Annotated in this window: 16 protein-coding genes; 6 read left to right on the forward strand and 10 right to left on the reverse strand. The window is 65.8% G+C overall.

The features are described from left to right. The 4 genes from hutU to AC1VAN_RS03755 all read left to right on the forward strand — a co-directional run. Positions 1 to 844: urocanate hydratase (gene hutU, locus AC1VAN_RS03740; RefSeq protein WP_480985295.1), on the forward strand; the 844-nt coding region annotated here is incomplete at its 5' end. Positions 845 to 994: 150 nt separating this feature from the next. Continuing rightward, entirely contained in the window at positions 995 to 2,431 is a 1,437-nt protein-coding gene (locus AC1VAN_RS03745; RefSeq protein ID WP_480985296.1) for a serine hydrolase domain-containing protein, read from the forward strand. Positions 2,432 to 2,527: 96 nt separating this feature from the next. Then, positions 2,528 to 3,328, forward strand: a complete 801-nt coding sequence (locus tag AC1VAN_RS03750; protein WP_032976265.1) for a restriction endonuclease — start codon at positions 2,528 to 2,530, stop codon at positions 3,326 to 3,328. Between the two features lie 58 nt (positions 3,329 to 3,386). Further along, the gene (locus tag AC1VAN_RS03755) at positions 3,387 to 5,495 is read left to right on the forward strand and encodes a TonB-dependent receptor family protein (RefSeq protein WP_442252137.1); all 2,109 of its coding nucleotides are present in this window, start codon (positions 3,387 to 3,389) and stop codon (positions 5,493 to 5,495) included. A 41-nt stretch (positions 5,496 to 5,536) separates the two neighbouring features. Here AC1VAN_RS03755 and AC1VAN_RS03760 read toward each other — a convergent pair whose 3' ends face one another. The 4 genes from AC1VAN_RS03760 to AC1VAN_RS03775 all read right to left on the reverse strand — a co-directional run bounded on the left by AC1VAN_RS03760 (position 5,537) and on the right by AC1VAN_RS03775 (position 8,290). Next, on the reverse strand, positions 5,537 to 6,052 hold the full coding sequence (locus AC1VAN_RS03760) for a hypothetical protein (RefSeq protein WP_315828859.1): 516 nt from the start codon (positions 6,050 to 6,052) through the stop codon (positions 5,537 to 5,539). A 48-nt stretch (positions 6,053 to 6,100) separates the two neighbouring features. Next, positions 6,101 to 6,850, reverse strand: coding sequence for a hypothetical protein (locus AC1VAN_RS03765; RefSeq protein ID WP_478013518.1), 750 nt, complete (start codon positions 6,848 to 6,850; stop codon positions 6,101 to 6,103). Then, entirely contained in the window at positions 6,847 to 7,224 is a 378-nt protein-coding gene (locus AC1VAN_RS03770; RefSeq protein WP_032976270.1) for a VOC family protein, read from the reverse strand. The genes AC1VAN_RS03765 and AC1VAN_RS03770 overlap by 4 nt, the downstream gene beginning before the upstream one ends. Positions 7,225 to 7,711: 487 nt before the next feature. Beyond that, a complete protein-coding gene (locus AC1VAN_RS03775) occupies positions 7,712 to 8,290 on the reverse strand; it encodes a TetR/AcrR family transcriptional regulator (RefSeq protein ID WP_099842976.1) in 579 nt (192 codons plus the stop codon). Between the two features lie 69 nt (positions 8,291 to 8,359). Between AC1VAN_RS03775 and AC1VAN_RS03780 the strand changes: the two genes are divergently transcribed. Beyond that, positions 8,360 to 8,905: a thioesterase family protein gene (locus AC1VAN_RS03780; protein ID WP_080148474.1), complete on the forward strand. Its 546-nt coding sequence runs from the start codon at positions 8,360 to 8,362 to the stop codon at positions 8,903 to 8,905. Between the two features lie 15 nt (positions 8,906 to 8,920). Here AC1VAN_RS03780 and AC1VAN_RS03785 read toward each other — a convergent pair whose 3' ends face one another. The 3 genes from AC1VAN_RS03785 to AC1VAN_RS03795 form a co-directional block, all read right to left on the reverse strand. Then, positions 8,921 to 9,640, reverse strand: coding sequence for a hypothetical protein (locus AC1VAN_RS03785; protein WP_480985297.1), 720 nt, complete (start codon positions 9,638 to 9,640; stop codon positions 8,921 to 8,923). A 159-nt stretch (positions 9,641 to 9,799) separates the two neighbouring features. Continuing rightward, entirely contained in the window at positions 9,800 to 10,591 is a 792-nt protein-coding gene (locus AC1VAN_RS03790) for an SGNH/GDSL hydrolase family protein (protein WP_480985298.1), read from the reverse strand. A 49-nt stretch (positions 10,592 to 10,640) separates the two neighbouring features. After that, on the reverse strand, positions 10,641 to 11,609 hold the full coding sequence (locus AC1VAN_RS03795) for a DUF2268 domain-containing putative Zn-dependent protease (RefSeq protein WP_480985299.1): 969 nt from the start codon (positions 11,607 to 11,609) through the stop codon (positions 10,641 to 10,643). 140 nt (positions 11,610 to 11,749) lie between these two features. Between AC1VAN_RS03795 and AC1VAN_RS03800 the strand changes: the two genes are divergently transcribed. Further along, positions 11,750 to 12,733, forward strand: coding sequence for a hypothetical protein (locus tag AC1VAN_RS03800; protein WP_282280533.1), 984 nt, complete (start codon positions 11,750 to 11,752; stop codon positions 12,731 to 12,733). 13 nt (positions 12,734 to 12,746) lie between these two features. Here the strand turns inward: AC1VAN_RS03800 and AC1VAN_RS03805 are convergent, their stop codons facing one another. The 3 genes from AC1VAN_RS03805 to AC1VAN_RS03815 all read right to left on the reverse strand — a co-directional run. Then, the gene (locus tag AC1VAN_RS03805; RefSeq protein WP_032976281.1) at positions 12,747 to 13,070 is read right to left on the reverse strand and encodes a hypothetical protein; all 324 of its coding nucleotides are present in this window, start codon (positions 13,068 to 13,070) and stop codon (positions 12,747 to 12,749) included. Between the two features lie 141 nt (positions 13,071 to 13,211). Continuing rightward, on the reverse strand, positions 13,212 to 13,982 hold the full coding sequence (locus AC1VAN_RS03810; RefSeq protein ID WP_442252041.1) for a hypothetical protein: 771 nt from the start codon (positions 13,980 to 13,982) through the stop codon (positions 13,212 to 13,214). A 121-nt stretch (positions 13,983 to 14,103) separates the two neighbouring features. Then, a partial coding sequence (locus tag AC1VAN_RS03815) for an alpha/beta hydrolase family protein (protein WP_480985300.1) occupies positions 14,104 to 15,669 on the reverse strand: 1,566 nt, incomplete at its 5' end.

Consider the following 15,669-nt stretch of genomic DNA (forward strand, 5'->3'; position numbering starts at 1 on the left):
GGGCTGGACGGTGGAAGAATGGGATGCCAAGCGCGTGACCGCCCCGAAGGAAGTGGAAAAGGCCGCGCGTGCGTCGATGGCCAACCACATCCGCGCCATGCTCGGTTTCCACTCGCTGGGCGTGCCTACCGTGGATTACGGCAACAACCTGCGGCAGATGGCGCTGGAAGAAGGTGTCGAGGATGCGTTCGATTTCCCGGGGTTCGTGCCGGCCTACATCCGGCCGCTGTTCTGCCGTGGCATCGGCCCGTTCCGTTGGGCGGCGCTGAGCGGCGACCCGGAAGACATCGCCAAGACCGATGCCAAGGTGAAGGAGCTGATTCCGGACAACCCGCACCTGCACCGCTGGCTGGACATGGCCGCCGAGAAGATCAAGTTCCAGGGCCTGCCGGCGCGCATCTGCTGGGTCGGTCTGGGCGATCGTGATCGACTGGGCCTGGCCTTCAACGAGATGGTGGCCAACGGTGAACTGAAGGCGCCGGTGGTGATCGGCCGCGACCATCTGGACAGCGGCAGCGTGGCCTCGCCGAACCGCGAAACCGAAGCGATGTCCGACGGCTCCGATGCTGTGTCCGACTGGCCGCTGCTGAATGCCCTGCTCAACACCGCCAGTGGCGCGACGTGGGTGTCACTGCACCATGGCGGCGGCGTGGGTATGGGCTTCTCGCAGCACGCCGGCATGGTGATCGTCTGCGATGGCACTGAAGCGGCGGCCAAGCGCATTGCACGCGTGCTGTGGAACGACCCGGCTACCGGCGTGATGCGCCATGCCGATGCGGGGTATGAAATCGCGATTGAGTGCGCGAAGGAGAAGGGTCTGGATCTGCCGGGAATCCTCGGCTGACCCAGCACCCGGGTAGTGCCGGCCGCTGGCCGGCTCTTCCTGATGGCCATCGCTCTGGTGGATGCCGACCTTGGTCGGCACAACCCTCCTGGCTTGACCCTATCCCCCGCCGTGACCAAGATGCGCCATCGCCGCTGACGGATCACCGCGATGTACCGCACGCTCGCTGCTGCATTGCTCTGCGCCCTGTTTGCCACCCCGTTCGCTTCGGCGCGGGATGTTCCGCCAGATCTTGCTTCCCAGCTCAACAGCCAGCTCCAGGCCAATCGCGAACGCTACGGCATCGCCGGCCAGGCGGTACTGGTCGCACACGACGGCAACGTGCTTTACGAGGACGCCAGTGGTGAGCGCGATCCCGCCACCCACGCGCCCGCCACCGTCGACTCCATCTTCGCCGCGCAGTCGATGGCCAAGCTGCTGACCAGCACGCTGGTGATGCAGCTGGTGGACCAGGGCAAGGTGGATCTGGATGCCCCCGTCAGTCGTTATGTGCCGGACCTGCCGACCGCGTGGCAGGCCATCCACGTGCGTGACTTCCTCAACCACAGCTCTGGCATCGGCGAATACTACGACCGCGTGGACAACCGCTGGGTGAGCAAAGGCTACCCGGGCGTGGCACCCGATCTTGCTGCTGCGTTGAAGGTGGCCGGTTCGGCGCCGCTGCAGTTCAGAACCGGCAGCCGCGTGCAGTACACGCAGGCCAACTACCTGGTGCTGACTGCGTTGCTGGAGGCGCAGTACCGCCAGCCCTATCCGGTCATTGCACGCGAACGCATCCTGCAGCCGCTGAAAATGACCAGCACCTCGTGGGGAGCAGCCAGCGTGCCGGCGCAGCGCGCGGCAATGCCGTACATCGGCAAGGACGGCCAGCTGCAGCCGGCCAATGAAGATCCATGGCCGAACTACGGTTGGGGCCACGCCGATCTGCAGACCACCGTGGGCGACATGAACCGTTTCCTGCAGGCACTGGCGACCGGCAAGCTGGTGCGCACTGCCACGCTGGAAGCGCTGTGGCAGCCACAGACACTGACCGGCGGTGGCAGCAACTTCTTCTCCACCGGCTGGGATACGACCCGCAGCGATGGCTACACACAGGTCGGCCACGATGGTGGCACCCGCGTGCGCGCGCGGCTGGCCTACAAGGGCACGCTGGCCAGCGGCTACTGGGTGTTCGTGTACCTGACCAATGGCAGCGCCCGCAGTGCCTGGTCGAGCACGCTGGTGGAAAGCACGATGGCAGTGGCTGCGCCAGGCGAGTTTCCGCATGCAGCACTGTCCGAACGTTTGGTCGGCTATGCCTTGACCGGCGACAGCAGCAGTGAAAGTGATCTGCGTGCGYGGCTGAGCGAAAGCAGTGGCATTGCATCCGACGAACTGGAGCGGGCCATCAATGCAACCGGCTACGCGATCCGCAACAATCTGGGCAACCGGCCCGCGCTGAAGGTCTTCGCCCTCAACGCGGCCCTGTATCCCACCTCGGCCAACGCCTGGGACAGCCTTGCCGAATGCCATGCTGCGCTCGGTAACGCTGAGATGGCCAAAACGCTATACGCCAAATCAAAAGCACTGGTGAAATCCGCTTTGTAGAGTCGAGCCTCTTCTACTGGAATTTGCTGTGGGGCACACCGGAAAACCAATCGGAAGGCTCGACTGAACAATGGCGAGCACGTCGGAGAAAAATGCATGGGACGCAGGCGCAACAGTCTTCTGGATGTCATGGCCACATGGCCGTGGTACATCAACGCAGCGGTGGGCGGGCTCGGCTTCGCCACTCTGCGCTGGTTGTTACCGGCTTGGCGCCAACCTGTCACTGCCCCCACTGGCGACATCCTCCTTCAGGTTCTTGCCCAACCGGTATTTGCCTGGGCCTGGTTGGCGATCTGCATGCTTGCCACCTTGTTTTCCTTGGCTGGCGCCTATAAGCGACGCCAGCTGCTGGATACCCGAACCGGGTTGGAAAGCCTGGCCACGACGGGCTGGCGAAACTTCGAGCTTCTTGTCGGCGAAGCCTTCCGGCGCCAAGGCTATGCAGTCGAAGAAACCGGACTGGGCGGCGCGGACGGTGGCATCGACCTGATCCTGCGACGCAACGGCAAGCGCACGCTGGTGCAATGCAAGCAATGGCGACGGCAGCAGGTAGGCGTGGCGGTCGTGCGCGAGATGTACGGGCTGCTCGCGCACCACAAGGCGGACGCGGCAATGGTTGTCAGCTCGGGCAAGTTCAGCCGTGATGCCCAAGCCTTCGTGGCGGGCAAACCCGTCGCATTGGTGCCCGGCGCCGAGCTACTGCGGATGATCCGCGAAGTGCAGACTCGGCCGATCACCGAACCGTTGGAACGGCTGGAGCCAACCCTGGCAACGCCCACGCAAGCCGCAACTGCCGCGACCTGCCGGAAGTGCGCTGCGCCGCTGGTTGAGCGCAAGAACCGGACTACTGGCGAGTTGTTCCTGGGATGTAGCCGATTCCCGGCCTGCCGGGGGTGACGTACCGCACTCGATCTGTTAACTTTCGCGCCTGTTTTTTGGTTTACAGACTGTCCGCATGCCCTTCCTGCCGCATCGCCCCGCCCCCTCCCTGCTGTCGCTGGCCATCCTGCTTGGCCTGTCCGCCACCGCCCACGCCGCCCCACAGGCCACCACCCTGGACGCGGTGCAGGTCACTGCCGCCGATGCCAGCGCGCAGGCGCGCGAGGCGCTGAAGCGCGTGCCGGGCGCCAGCAACGTGATCGACGTGGCCAAGGCGGACAGCCGCCTGTCCAGCAGCGCCGACGTGTTGGCCTACCAGCCCGGCATCAGCACGCAGTCGCCGGGCAATGAAGGCACCAAGGTGTCGATCCGCGGCTCGGGCATCAACCGCGGCCCAGGTGCACATGCTTCCGGCATTGCGGTGTCGATCGACGGCCTTCCACTGACCGGCCCGGGCGGCACACCTTACGAGCTGCTGGAACCGTTGTGGCTGTCGCGCGTGGAAGTGCTGCGCGGTGCCAACGGCTTCGAACGCGGCGCGCTGGCACTGGGCGGAGCCATCGACTACATCAGCCGCAGCGGTCGCGACTCGGCTGGCGTGCAGCTGCACTACGAAGCCGGCAGCCGCGGCTACCAGAAGCGCGGGATCAGCTGGGGCGGCGCCAGTGGTGACGTCGACTACTTCCTGGCCTATACAGATACCGAATTCGATGGCTACCAGCGCCATGCGGCCGGCGATGGCAAGGGCGCGATGGCCAACATCGGCTGGCAGATCACCCCCGATCTGCAGACCCGCTTCTTCGTGCGCTACCGCGAAACCAACCACGAGACACCCGGGCGCCTGACCCGCGAGCAGATCCGCAATGATCCGCGCGCGGCGAACGCGGCCAACCTGGCCATCGATGCGCGCCGTCCGCAGCCGGGCAGCACCTGGGTGGGCAATCTCACCACCCTGCAGATCGACGAGGATTCCTCGCTGCAGGCCGGGCTGGTCTATCACAAATACCCGATGGACTTGAACGAGAGCCTGTACCGCCAGCAGCTGGACTACGCCAACCTCAATGCCACGCTGGACTACCGTCGCCGGCACACGCTGTTCGGTTTGGACAGCGAGACCACCATCGGGCTGCGCATTACCCACGACCTGGATGCCGATGTGCGCGAGTCGCTGCGCTTTGCCAACAACGGTTATGCCGCCGGCACCCGCACGCGCGACTTCCGCCACCACGGCACCGACAGCACGCTGCACATCGGCAACAACCTGGCCGTGAATGATCGCCTGCGCGTACAGACCGGTTTTGCGCTGATCAACACCCGCCGCGATGTGCAGGTCACGTGGCCGAGCAGCGGCGGCCGCCTGCGCGACCACGACTGGGACTACGCGCCGCGGCTGGGCTTCACTTGGCAGCAGACGCCGCAGACGCAGTGGTTCGGCAACCTCAGCCGCTCAGTGGAAGCGCCGCACCCGTGGTCGATGATCTGGGGCTCGAACCAGTACTTCGGCGCGGGCAATGGCCCTTCCACCGGCCGCCAGCGTGCGCCGGTGCCGATGCAGAACCAGACCGCCACCACGCTGGAACTGGGCGCACGCGGTGAAGCGGCGCTGGGTCGTTGGGAACTGACCGGCTACTACGCGCACGTGAACCACGAGCTGCTGAGCGTGGAACTGCAGCCGGTGCCGAACCTGTTCATCGCTGAGAACAACGCCAGCCCCACCGTGCACCGTGGCATCGAGGCCGGGTTGGACAGCACCTTGTGGCAGGCTGCACCGGGCCGTCTGTCGTTGCGCCAGGTGTACACCTTCAGCGATTTCCGCTATCGCCACGATGCACGTTTTGGCAGCAACCGCCTGCCCGGCCTGCCGCGCCACGCTTACCAGGCCGAACTGCGCTTCGACCATGCCTCGGGCCTGTATGCCGCACTGAACACCGAGTACGCCTCACGCATCGCGGTGGACTACGCCAACAGCTATTGGGCGGACAGCCACGTCATCTTCGGTAGTCGCATTGGTTACGACGCACCGGGCGGCCGCTGGCAGCTGTGGGCGGAGATGCGCAACATCGCTGACCGCCATTACGCCGCCACCGTCACCCCCGGTTACAACGATGCCGGCAAGGACGTGGCGCGCTCGACGCCCGGCGAAGGCCGCGGCGTGTATGCAGGCGTGCGCTGGCGCTTCGACTGATTCACAAGGGGAGCGCCGGGCATCGCCCGGCGCCCCATGGATCATGCAATGCGCCAGGACGGCAGGCGCTCGCTGCGCCGCCACACGGTTGGCGCGAAACCCATCATCAACAGCCCTGCCAGCCACTTCGGCGACGTGCTGAGCAGTGTAGAGGCCAACGCGGCATCCAGCGGAGCGGCGTCCTCCTGCCACGGGTTATAGCCTAGRTAGATGATGCTGCCCGCCCACCACAGCAGGGCCAGCCCGATGCCCACCAGCAGCAGGGCCATCGTGCGGCAGGTCCAGCGCTGCGAGGTCGTCCCCCATTCGCGGGAAATGGCCACCAGCAGGCCGACCACCAGCAGCGACACCAAGGCCACCAGGCCGATGTCTACCTTGTGCCCGATGCGTTCATAGGTGCAGGCGCGGCACTGCGCCTCTTCGGCGGCCGCATCTGTTGTGGGCGGGGTGGCCGCAGGCCCGGACTGGGCCAGCACCGCGAAGGGCATCAACAGGGCGAACATCGCCACCATCAGCCAACGAACGAACTTCCTGTTCCTGCGTGCAGCGACATCCATGCGCTTCTCCTTGCGTGTGATTGATATTAAACGTCGTGGCAGATCCTGTTACAACGCCTTGAATACCTGCATCAGGCTGACCGCATCCGGCGCCAACTGCTGCGCAAGCCAGCCCAGCCCGGCGAAAAACACCAGCAGGCTCAGCAGCGGCCAGATCGTATGGGACAGGCACAGCCGCCACCACCCCTGTGCCTGCATGCCCTGCATCCGCTTGTACAGACCCCCGGCGATGGCCGCATCCACCAGCAGCTCGGCCATCAGCACCGGCGCAGACCAGACCACCCAGGCACTGGCCACGAGCACTGTAGCCACCAGCGCCATGATGCCGAGAATGGCCAGCAACGGCAGGCCTGCCTCGCCGTCGGCCACGTCCAGCAACGATGCGCTGTCGGCGCTCGCGCTGGAGGACGCTGCGGCTTCGCCCCAGGAGGCGGACGCGCCACCACCGCCGGAATGCCCGCCGCTGCCGGTCCACGGCGATGCCTGGCTGTCACCGCCGCCGGGCGCGGAGCCCAACCCATCGGCCACTGCATCCCAGCGCCACCGGATCCAGACCCACATCAGCAGCAGGAACACGCCATAGGCGATCAGCACGGCCAGCGGATAGCGCAGCAGCATCGCGTCCATGCCTGCCAGGCGCAGCACGTGCGAGGCGAGGAACCCGGCGGCACCGGTCAGCACGACAATCACGGCCATCTGCAGCCGCGGCCAGCCACGATGCTGCAGCTGCCGACGTGCACGCATCGCTTCGCCGCTGCGGCTGCCCGGCATTGAAACGGGCTGGCGTGCGTGTTTCATGCCGCCGCCTTGGTCACCGCCTCGATGCGATGGCCATCTGGATCGATCACGAACGCAGCGTAGTAGCGCTCGCCATAGTCCGGGCGCAGACCGGCAGGTCCGTTGTCCTGGCCTCCGGTGGCCAAGGCCGCATGATGGAACCGATCAACGGCGTCGCGCGAGGTTGCCGTCAACGCCAGATGGAAGCCAGGTCCCGGCGCAACCGCATCGTCGCGCAGCTTCAGGCACAACAGGTCTTCATCCTCGACCAGGCCATAGCCGATCGCAGTGTCGTCTTCGAAAACGCGGCGGTAACCGAGTGCTGCAAGAACGGCATCGTAAAAGCGACCTGCACGCTCGAGATCGCGGACACCCAACGAGAGGTGGTGCAGCATGCAGACATCCTTGCCAGGCACGCGCGGGCTGCGCTGGCCGGATTCTACCCTGCCGTGGCGCCGCGTCTACAGGTCACGTCCCGTCCAGTTTCCGCCGGATCCACGGCAACCGCAGTCCGGTGTGGATCCTATATTCTGGGCAGCCACGGAACGGATCGGCTCCTGCATGCAAGCGTCCCAGTTCACCCGTCCTGTTGCCATCGTCATGTTCCTGCCGATGATCGGCCTGGCAGGCTGGGGGTCGTGGTTCGCGACCTATTGCATGAGTGACGGCTGCCTGGGCGTGTTTGCACTTTGGCTTGGCGCAATGGCGGCCTTGTTCCTGCAGGCCCTGCTGGTCTTGCCTCTGCATGCCTGGGCACTGAAAAGGCAAGGGGCCGATGCGGCCAGCCGCTATGTACGCTGGCTGGTGGCATCCAGTATCGCTGTGATGGTGCCCATGTTTGCCGGGTGGGTCTACATGTTCTTCAAGTGGTCCGCGCGCCGCTCAAGCAGGCGGTGCGGCTGCCTTCAACAACTGCGCAGCCACCTGGTCGAACGGGGCGATGTCCTGCAGTGCGCGGCTCATCGCCACTGCGCCTTCCACACTGGCAATCACCAGGCTGGCCAGGCCGGTCGCCTGGGCAGGCGCGTGCCCATCGGCGACGAACGCCTCAGCCAGGTGCCCCTGCCAGCGGGCAAACACCTCGGCGGCCGCCGCGCGTGGCTGGCTCGGCGTGGCCTCCACCGGCTCCTCGACGGCTGCCGCCAGCACCGGGCAGCCGGCACGAAAACCGGTGCGCAGCAGGCGCTCGCGCCACAGCGCCAGGAACTGCTGCAACCCCTGCACCGCGCCGCCCTTCAGCAGTTCGATCAGCAGCGCCTCCACCTTGTCGCCGGCCATCGTGGTGGCCCGTGCCAACAATTCCTGCTTGCCGCCCGGGAAGTGGTGATACGTGGACCCGAGCGGCGCATCAGCCAGTTTGGTCACTTCGCGGATGCTGGTCGCGTTGAGGCCCACACGCGCGAGCATCTGCGCTGCGGCATCGATCACACGCTGGGGGGCATCGGACGATCGCGGGCTCACGGCCGGCTCCTTGCTAAGACAGTCGTCATAGACTAGCGTATCGACCGCTCTATAACAGTCGTCATAATCATGAATCTCTGGTTCCGCCTGCTCCACCTGCTGCTGTGCAGCCTGTTCCGGCCGAAGCTGGAGGCCCCGTTCGGCGTCTCCCGCCTGCAGTTCCGGGTGCTGCCCAACGACCTGGACAGCAACCTGCACATGACCAACGGCCGCTACTGGAACATCTTCGACCTGGGCCGGCTGGACCTGATCCTGCGCATGGGCCTGGGCAAGGTGGCGCTGCGTGAGAAGTGGGCGCCGATTGTTGGCGCCGGCACCATCCAGTTCCGGCGCGAGCTGAAGCCGTTCCAGCGCTTCACCCTGGAAACGCGACTGGTCGGCTGGGTCGGCACACGCGGCATCATGGAGCAGCGCGTACTGATCGGCCCGGAGCAGAAAACCGCCACGCGTGCACTGCTGATCACCGGCATCTACGACCGCCGCGCACGTCAGTTCGTCGGCATGCCACAGATGATGGAATCGATCGGCGTGGTTGCTCCGCCCTCGCCGGCCCTGAGTGCGGCAGCGGAGGCGCTGCTGGCTGCCGATCTGGCGTTGAAGCAGGACCATGATTGACCCCTGCCACGCGGATCAGGGGGCAGACGCCTCCACCATCATGGGGGTCACGAAGGTGATCTGCGTGCGGCCACCCACATGCAGCACATACTCGAAGGTCTGCCGCATCTGGCTGTACGCGCCACCTTCGGGCGCACCATAGTTGGCGCCGACGCTCACGGTGTGCCGACCGGGCGTCAGTGGCTTGAGCATCAGCCAGTAGCCGTCGGCCGCAGCCAATCTCGAGTCGTCGTCATCCGGATCCATGCSGAAGCAACCTTCGCTCTTCACCCGGTGCAGGCGCACGTCACCCAACGGCTGCCCGTCCAGCAGCACCACAGCGCTGACAAGATGGTCGTTGTTGATCGCCGCGCCGGCCTGCAGCTCCTCGCAGGAGACGTCTTCCCCGGTCTGGTAGCTGGCCATGTTGATGATGGGCAGCAACAGGTGCCTGCCTTCGGGCACCACGCACTGCCTGCGTGGCTGGAAGCGGCCATTGGTTCCTGCCAGGTTCCAGACCGGCCCCTCCTGGCCCAGTTCGCACAGGCGACCATCGGGATCCAGGTAAGGCGCAACCCTCTGCTCGTCAGCCCAGCGCCACCAACGCGCTGTCCATTCGCTCAGGGAAATGCCGGCCACCGCCTCACGTGTGACCGGTGACGCTGCAGGCGCGGCAAGGGCGCTCGCCTGACCTGCAAACATCAGTACCGTGGCCACGCCGGCCAAGCGCAGCCTGCTGCCGATTCCGTTCTGCATTCCCTGCCTCGTCGTCCCTGGCGGCCACCGTGCGCGGCCGGCTCGGTGGACACTCTATCGCAGCGGCGCCGCGTCCGTTGGTGATGCGTTTCTGTGAGTGGCTCGTGGCGGAACTGGCGATAGGGTAGTGGCCGGCCAGCGGCCGGCACTACCCCAATCTCAGCGCTTGGGCGCGTTCGCCTGCGCGCGCTTGATCGCCGCCTCGGCCAGCGGTGCCATCAGCGCATAACCCTTCGCCGTCGGATGCACGCCATCGGTTGCCAACTGCGCATCCAGTCCGCCGGCACGGTTGGCCATCGGCGTGTGGTAGTCCAGATAGACCAGCCCGCGCGCATCGGCCTGCCGCTTCAACGCAGCATTCAATRCACGCACCTTGGGCGCAGGTGCTATGCCCGGCATCCACGGGTACTCGCTGACCGGCAACACCGACGCCAGCACCACCGCAATGCCATGCGCTTTGGCCAGATCCAGCATGGCCTGCAGGTTGTCCTCGATCATCGCCTGCGTGGACGGGCCGGTGTTCCCGGCGATGTCATTGGTGCCGGCCAGGATCACCACCACATTCGGGCGCAGCGCCAGCACATCCTGCGAAAAGCGCACCAGCATCTGTGCGGTGGTCTGCCCGCTGATGCCGCGATTGAGGTAACCCTTGCCGGGGAAGAACCTGCTGCTGCCTTCCTTGCCCCAGCCTTCGGTGATCGAATCGCCGAAGAACACCACGCGTGACTGGCCGTCCCGTGGCGCGGGCAATGCAGCATTGGCTGCGCGGTACTTCTGCAGCTGCGGCCAATCGGACAGACGCTGCTGCATGAAGCGCACTTCATCTGGCTGCACCTGCTCCACTGGCTTGGTCAGCAATGGATTGCTGGCCGCCTGCACCAACGCTGGCGTGGCCAGCCCCGCCATGAGCGATCCGGCCAGCAGCCAGGCCAGTGAAGTCCTCCTGCGCATGAGCATCCTCCGTTGTCGACCTGGGCAGTCTAGCGCGGCCTGCCAATGGTCACTTGGCCGATGCAGCCGCCCTTGCCGCCACACCCGTCACCTTCGCCGGCATCCACATGCCCGGCGTCCAGCCACTGGCCTGCAGGATCGCTTTGGCGTCCTTCTGCTGGATCAGCGCGCGCACGGCATCGCGCTTGTTGCCGGCCTGCAGGTAATACGCCTTGGCGATGCGGTAGCCCACCCAGTAACCCAGATCATAGGGCTCCTGCGAACCCGGCGTGTAGTTGTACAGCCAGGGCGTCAGATCGGTGCTGTCCACGTCCAGCGCGAAGGCACTTTCGATATGCACTTCCCTGCCCCGCGTCCAGCCGGCATGCYGGCCATTGCCAACGTTGCCGGAAATCAGCTCGGCGATGAACTCGGCGATCCCCTCGCCCAGCGACTCGCGCAGCACCGTCGCCTGCGGGTCGCCTGCTTCGTACTCGCTCACGCCGGTCTGCTGGATATGCACGTACTCATGCGCGATCACGTGCACGAAGCGGTCCTGCGCGTTGGCGTTCATGAAATCGGCCGCGCACAGTGCTTCCAGGCCGATCACCACGCCATCGGGGTACGTCATGCCCACCGGCTTGCCGCGCCCCACCACGATCGCCACCRGCGGAAACTTCGCCTGCGGATAGATCGCCTGCAGATTGGCGAACACCTGCACCAGTCGCTGCCGCACCGCCGGCAACTCCGCCAGGCAGGCCCGTCCATTGGCGTACAGCGCAGGGTCGCGCGCCATCGCTTCGGCCATGCGCTGGGCGGTCACCCGGCGCAGCTTGGCGAACTGGGCCAGGCTCGGCGTGCCCTGTGCCAGGTACTGCTCAAGCTGGGCCACGCTGGGCTTGCCGCCAGCGGCCTCGTACAGCGCGTAGAAACGGGTGGCATCGGCGGTCAGGATTTCCGGTCCCGGCGCGGCCGCCTGGGCAGTGCCGATCACCCCGCCGAGGGCCAGGGCAAGCAGGCAACGCAATGACACGAACATGGCTCCGTCCTTGGTGGAGTGCACGCGAAGCGCGCAATCTACCACCGCGTCATCGCATGCGCTGCCGTATCGTGCAACGCCCTCCCCTGCTATGCCAGACTCGCGGCGAGCGGCTGCCATGGAAGCAAGGGGAAGACAGGATGATGATCGTTCCAGCCTACTGGGCCGAAGCCCGTCTGCAGGACAGGTACAGGGGCCGCCCGCTGGTGGTACGCCGGTTCGGCTGGTCCGACGACGACCAGGATGCCGCGCAGGCCCATGCCGATGCACGTGCGCGCGAAGCGCTCGATGCCATCCTCAGCGGCCAGGCCGTGCCGCGTCGCGAGCGACGAACCAACTACGGTGTGGAAGGCATCCCGATCCGCGAGCAGATCGTGCAGCGCAGCGATGACGTCATCGTTACCCGCAACAGCTACGGCGCGCTGTGCCTGAACACCCCGGACGTACTGTTTGCGGATATCGACCACGTGTCCACTCCGTCAGGCTGCGCATTGCCGCTGCTCGGTGCGCTGGGGCTTCTGGCGGCCGGTGCGCTGATCGGCGGTGCGCTGGGCAACTTCAACATCGGCCTGGCGGCCGGCGGCATCGCGATGGTGGTGGTCAACCAGATCCTGTCGGGGCGGCGCAATCGACGGCTGGCCCGGTCCGGCGGCGTCGAGGGCATCGCACTGCAGCGCGTGCAGGCATTCGTCGAGCACCACCCCGACTGGCACCTGCGCGCTTACCGCACCCCGGCCGGGCTGCGCATACTGGCGATGCATGCCACGTTCGAACCACAGGATGCGCAGGTGCATGCCTTCTTCAAGGCATTGGGCACCGACACGTTGTATGCACGCATGTGCACGCTGCAGCATTGCTTCCGTGCGCGGCTGACACCCAAACCGTGGCGGCTTGGCATCATCGCGCACATCCGTCCGCCGGTGGCGGCCTGGTCGGCCGAGCAGGCCAGCAACCCCGACCGCCTGGCGTGGATCGCCGAGTACGAAAGAGAAAGCGCCGGCTTCGCCGCATGCGCCTATGTCCGCAGCTTCGGCGATGAGCGCCGCGTGGATGCCAAGGCCGAACGCGTGCGCGACCTGCATGACCGGATGTCGCGTGCGCTGGAGAACCTGCCGCTGGGCTGAGTGCCCGTCGTGCTCAGCGGCCGCCCTGCACGAAGGGTTGGCCCGCCAGCGTGGTTCCCACCTGCAGAGCGACCTGCTGCCCATCCTTGGCGAAGGTGCTACGGCAATTGTTGCCGCCCTTCTGGCAACCCACTTCCGGGAAACCGTCCAACACTTCGGGCGCATCGCGTGGCGGGCTGGCCTGCCATCCTGCGGCATCAAGAAGGCGCTTGGCCTTGCTGTAGGGCATGCCGGCAGTGATGCCCAACGCTGCCAGCTCAGCCGGCAACGGCTGGGCGAATGCAATGCCCGGGACAACGGAAATCGACAGCGATACGGCGAGGATGAAGGCCTTCATGGAGCGAACCCGTAGCGGACATCAGATGCGCAGCGTACCGCAGCTTTGTGGCCGATCCATGCCTGCATCACAGATGGTTACGCAACACCCACAGGGGGATACCTGGCCCGGCTGTGCCCTCGCAGCCCCCCCCCCCCCTGTTCATGGCCCGGTCGTGCACTTCAATGCCTCCAGCTCAAGCTCCTGTTTCAAGCGATGCTGCAGCCAGGTGCTTTTGAAGCGGGCACGTGTTGCCTCCCCCTCTGGCAGCAACCGGGTCAACGCGTCACTCAGCGCGGGGCGCCACTGATCCGGCGCGAGCGACAGTGATCGCTGATTCACCTGCCCACTAGACAGCTGCTTCCATGGCAACATCAAGGCCTTCTGCGATCTCGACAGAAACACCACGTCAGGCTTGCCCTGGCGCTTCACCGTGACCGACATCACCGGATAATCGTCAGTCCACGCCACCGCGTCCCCCCTGAAGTGCTGCTGCACCCGCTGGTGCAGCCCCTTGACAGTCAACGTCCGACGGGCCCACGCCTGCTGATCGGCGAATGTGCACGATGCCGGCGGCATTGACCGCAGTTTCGGATCCAACTCCAGCATCTCAGCGCGATCAAGGCGGCCCGCAATCAGACTGATCGTGGCCTCCTTGGACAGCGGGGCAGCATCAATAGCCGCTTCGAACGCTTCGAACGCTTCGACCGCAGCAGCCGGCAATATCTGCTTGGGCAATTCCTGGCTTCCCGCCGAATCTGTGACACGAACACGCGTGGTGATTCCACGTACATCGCGCTCGATAAGCCAGTGCTCTGAAACACCTCCCCAACCGGACCAATCGTAGGCCACGTCGATGCGCATGGGCCCATCGGCTGCAGCAGCCATAGCGGCCGGACACAGGGCTACGACGACGAGAAACCAGGCCTTCATGACGCTCCTTGGAAAGCGGATTCTGTGGCACATGCAGCCTTCGTGCATCACAACCGGGCATGGCTCGGTGCTACTGGACGCCTGAACCAGAAAGGCCGCCCCGGAGGGCGGCCTTGCCGGATTACTTCGCGTTCTTCACGTAGGTGTCGAACCAGTTGAGCATTTCCGACACCAGCTGCTCGTTCGATTCCAGCGCGGTGTACCAGTGCGGCTCGTTGGGCAGCATCACCAGGCGGGTGGTACCACCATTGCCGCGGATCGCCTGGTACAGCTTGCGCGACTGGAACGGCTCGGTGCCCGGGTTGGCGTCGTCCTCGCCGTGGACCAGCAGCAGCGGCAGCTTGATCTTGTCGGCGTAGAAGAACGGCGAGGCCTTCAGGTACACATCCTGCGCCTGCCATACCGAGCGACGCTCGTTCTGGAAGCCGAACGGGGTGAAGGTCTTGTTGTACGAGCCACTGGTCGCCACGCCGGCCTTGAACAGGTTGGTGTGGGCGATCAGGTTGGCGGTCATCAGGCCACCATGGCTGTGGCCGGTCACGCCGATACGGTTGCGGTCGACCACGCCCAGCTCCACGGCCTTGTCCACCGCCGCCTTGGCGTCGGCTTCCAGCTGTTCCAGATAGGTGTCGTAGGCGTTCTTCGGGTCACCCACGATCGGGAACGAGGCGTTGTCGATGATCGCGTAGCCGGCCAGCAGCATCAGGCGGTACGGCTGCAGACGGGTGAACGTCTGCTGCGAACCGGAGACCTGCCCGGCCTGTGCGGCATTGGCGAAGTCGGCCGGGTAGGCATACAGGATCGCCGGCACGCGCTGGCCTTCCTTGTAGCCCGGCGGCGTGTACAGGGTGAACGACAGGTCCACGCCATCGGCGCGCTTGTAGGTCACCAGGCGCTTCTGTATCTGCCGCACTTCCGGGCTCGGGTCGACCAGCTTGGTCAACGCAGCAGGCTTGGACTGGAACTGTGCCTCGCCGGCCTTGGCATCGTTGATGCGCTCACCGAGCAGACGCACGAATGCGTTCGGCGGGTCCATCACCGACTGGTGCCAGGTCAGGAAGCGACCCGGCGTGTTGCTGAACCCCAGGAACTGCTCGTACGCATCGGCATCACTGCGGAACAGGCGTTCGGTTTTCAACGTAGCCAGATCGAGCGCATCCAGGAACGGACGGTCGCCCTGCGGCGACGCCCCCTGCCCGCGCAGGAACACGGTGTTGCCCTCCTGGCGCACCACCGGCGCACCGCTGGGCAGGCGCTTGAACACCAGGTTGCCCGGGTTGCCGTACAGCTCATCGCTGGACATGTCCCACAGCAGGCGACCTTCCTTCTTCGGCTGGTCCACATCCACGATGCGGGCCTGCATCCAGTGACGGTTCTCGTCGTTCTCGAACTGGAACGACACGGCCGGGTCGGCCGACCACGCAAATCCCTCGAAGCGCTGTGCAGTGCGGGCGATTTCCACCGGCTTGCCGGTGAACGGGGCCTTCAGCATCAGCACGCGATCGCGATGCGGCACGCTCACCTTCCAGTCGCCCTTGTCCAGCGCTTCGGCATAGACCAGGGTGGCCRGATCGGTGGAGCGCCAGTCGTAACCCCGCGGGCCTTCCGGCACACCRTGTACCGGCACGCGATCGGCCAGCGGCAGGCTGGCCAGAACCGTATTGCGGCCATTGGCCAGGTCCAGCAC

The sequence above is a fragment of the Stenotrophomonas sp. 05L44_2 genome, from assembly GCF_056665995.1.

Coding starts and splice junctions, on each gene's coding strand:
- AC1VAN_RS03750 (WP_032976265.1), top strand. CDS start 2,528: ATGGGACGCAGGCGCAACAGTCTTCTGGATGTCATGGCCACATGGCCG.
- AC1VAN_RS03755 (WP_442252137.1), top strand. CDS start 3,387: ATGCCCTTCCTGCCGCATCGCCCCGCCCCCTCCCTGCTGTCGCTGGCC.
- AC1VAN_RS03765 (WP_478013518.1), bottom strand. CDS start 6,850: ATGAAACACGCACGCCAGCCCGTTTCAATGCCGGGCAGCCGCAGCGGC.
- AC1VAN_RS03770 (WP_032976270.1), bottom strand. CDS start 7,224: ATGCTGCACCACCTCTCGTTGGGTGTCCGCGATCTCGAGCGTGCAGGT.
- AC1VAN_RS03780 (WP_080148474.1), top strand. CDS start 8,360: ATGAATCTCTGGTTCCGCCTGCTCCACCTGCTGCTGTGCAGCCTGTTC.
- AC1VAN_RS03800 (WP_282280533.1), top strand. CDS start 11,750: ATGATGATCGTTCCAGCCTACTGGGCCGAAGCCCGTCTGCAGGACAGG.
- AC1VAN_RS03805 (WP_032976281.1), bottom strand. CDS start 13,070: ATGAAGGCCTTCATCCTCGCCGTATCGCTGTCGATTTCCGTTGTCCCG.
- AC1VAN_RS03810 (WP_442252041.1), bottom strand. CDS start 13,982: ATGAAGGCCTGGTTTCTCGTCGTCGTAGCCCTGTGTCCGGCCGCTATG.